This window comes from Edaphobacter sp., assembly GCF_035532915.1.
Lineage (GTDB): Bacteria > Acidobacteriota > Terriglobia > Terriglobales > Acidobacteriaceae > Edaphobacter.
The window spans coordinates 1-2,718 of the sequence record NZ_DATKQC010000008.1; the positions used below are offsets into that span (position 1 = coordinate 1).

The 2,718-nt window shown below is 56.5% G+C and carries 3 protein-coding genes; all 3 read right to left on the reverse strand.

Annotated features, from left to right (window positions below; genetic code table 11):
* A partial coding sequence (locus VMU57_RS00295) for a hypothetical protein (RefSeq protein WP_325379593.1) occupies positions 1-198 on the reverse strand: 198 nt, incomplete at its 3' end.
* A 2-nt stretch (positions 199-200) separates the two neighbouring features.
* A complete protein-coding gene (locus VMU57_RS00300; RefSeq protein WP_325379595.1) occupies positions 201-1,046 on the reverse strand; it encodes a TrbG/VirB9 family P-type conjugative transfer protein in 846 nt (281 codons plus the stop codon).
* An 81-nt stretch (positions 1,047-1,127) separates the two neighbouring features.
* On the reverse strand, positions 1,128-2,718 hold a 1,591-nt coding region (locus tag VMU57_RS00305; protein WP_325379597.1), incomplete at its 5' end, for a hypothetical protein.

Genomic DNA, 2,718 nt, shown 5'->3' on the forward strand with positions numbered 1-2,718 from the left:
AAGCAGAGCACACAGCAAAACCAACGTGAGAATGAGCAGTGGACTGGGTTTCCAGTGGCCCTTCTCATCGATGGGTTTGAGTTCATCAGAAAAAGATTCGAGGAGGGAGCCTTGCAGACTGGTTTCGGCATCGCTCAAGTAGATCTGTCTCAGTGCCTGGCGCACTTCGTCCGGCGAAATATAGCCATGTGCGTCCATCACTAGAGAACCGCCTCGACCTTCAGAGGTCCGTTTTGGTCAGCGCCGAAGTTCAACTGATAAACCTGCGGAGGGTTGTCCGTGGAAGTTCCAATGCTGATTACCCCCATCGTCTTTTCTCCCGGCGCAAGATCGCGCGTACCTGACTCGGCCTGCATCACATCGATGCCTGAAACCTGTTTCGCTTTGAAGGTCCTGAAGGTCCGAGACGTGATCTGATGATTTCTGAGGCTCACGAGCGAGATAGGGTGCTCGGTCGGGACAGGGGCGCACACATCCGGAGTCGTGACCCGGAAGGGAGCCTTGGTCTCGTTGGCTACCGAATAGCGAATATAGATACGATCCTTCGCGCGATAGACCTGTTCTAGAACGACCGACACGCGCCCCGTGGCGGGTTTTTCCGCGTCATGCACGACGTCTTCGACTCCCATCATTGCCTGCGTAAGTACCAGCGAAGCGATCTTGCGAATCTCTACATCTGACGGCTCGGCCGACGCCTGCGCGCTGCTATGCGGGTTGAGCGCAGGTTCGGTGCGAACCAAGACATCCATGTGAGCGAGTTGGCCCGCCGGATCGAGCTCGTAGCTCAGCTCGCGCGACGCGGTCCAGACGAATAGATTGGTGGACACGCCCTCCCGGAGAGGCTTCACAAAAACCTTGTCGTCATGTCGCTCGACCTGAAAGCTGTCTGGATCGGCGATGGCAAGCGTCGTCACGGATTCGCCGAATTCGAGAACCGTCAGATGATTGAGTGACGTCTCGATATGACGGATCTGGCTTTGGCTGGTCGTCTGCGCCCCGGCCGCGATCGCACCGAGAGCAAGAAAAAGGATCGTGATCGTCTTCATAGCGGCCTCCCTGGGCGCGGGGTGAGTCACAAAAAGAAAAAGAGAAGCCGGGGCGCGAGGCCACAGCTTCTCTTTTGCCGGTTAGGAATGCTCCATTGAATTGGGAACACTCGTGTTTTCGAAAACAAGCGAGCGCTTTCCCGCGTACTGGAAGAGAAATACTCTCTTCTCACACTCCGGGCCTTGAGGATTCGCCATCCGCTCGACCAGAAATGCCCGCTGCTCATCGTCGAACCAGATATAGCCGTTCACAGTTTTCGGAAGTCGCACACGTACCCGCTGACCACCGGTAACCTCCGCGAAGGCATCGATCACCTCTTGCGGAAACGACTGGAAGAGGACAGCGCCGGAACCCGAGCCACCTGTGACGACACCGTTCATCGCCTGCGCCCATGCCCGACGGTTCTCCTGTTTACCTTGCGCCCAGTAGTGAACGAATAGATGCAACGAGCTGAACTGATCCCGTGCGTCCTGTTCGTGTTCCCACAGGGCTGCCTGCGCCTTGTTTCGCGCAAGCACTGCAGACTTTCTTTTCTCCTTGTCCTCGCTCCCGCGTACAACTTCCCACTGCGCTTGAGCGTCTTTGAGTTGCTGTTTGACTTCATCCTCGCGCTGGACAATCCGACTTGCGATATCCCCGTAGATGGAATTGATCAACTGGCATTCCTCGAACATCTCCCGAGTAACGGTTTCACCCGAAAAGAGTCCTCGGAAGTCTTCGATGGACATCTTCTCTTCGAAACCGTTCCCAGTTTCGTCGGGAAGAAAGCCAACCTCCTTGCGCAGGACGTTATAGAGCCTCCCAACCTTATCCGTATCCGCGACTTCAAGATGGGACGGCAGGTCCGACACTCTCCGCTCACGCTTGTAGCGGAGCCAGGGCGCCGGTGCTACCTCCTTCCTGATTTCACTGACAACGGATTCATCGATCTCGACCCTGTGTTTAAGGGAATCGAGTGCGTTCTGCAGTTGCTCGACGAGCTTGTAGGCCAGGTCTGGCCGTCCCGCCGAAAGGCATGAGGTCTTCAGATCGGTGATTGAGCCGATCCGGTTTCCACGCGCCTTCATGGCAACCGGGCAGGCATTCCACCAGGGAGACTTGGCTTTCTGGTGCTTCGTCTTTTCCTGCCGGAACTTTTGCCCATACGCGATCCTTCCCGCAACGAACTTCGGGAACTGATCGGACGGCATCACGCAAATGGTGTCGAAGTCGAAGTCGCCGCCGTTCTTGCTTGCAGTCTTCGAATGGAGGATGTAGGTTCCCTCCATCCGGAGTTGCCGTTCAAGAATGGTTGCGACCAACGTTTCATCGAGGTCGGCTGTTCCCAGCGCCTGTTTGAGCGCCGGAACAAGCTCTTCGTTGGTGAGATGACGGATGGGCAGAAGATCCTCCTGCATCCGAATCGGATACCGGACGCAAAGGCCCTTCTCAGCCGTCAACGATGTGATCGAGCTGTCTTCAGGTATCCAATCGGACGCCGAGAGAATCTTCCCTCGGTGTTCGATCAGGACGCCGTCGTCTGCGAGAGCAAACGATGGCAGCTTCAGATCCGCGCTCGTGCAGGCACGAAACGCCCAGCGGGCCAGCTTGCGGTTCAATTGGTTGAAGACGTAGGGAATCTTGATTGCATTTCCGCTACGGTCCGCCAACAGAACTGCCTCCGCTGAGTCA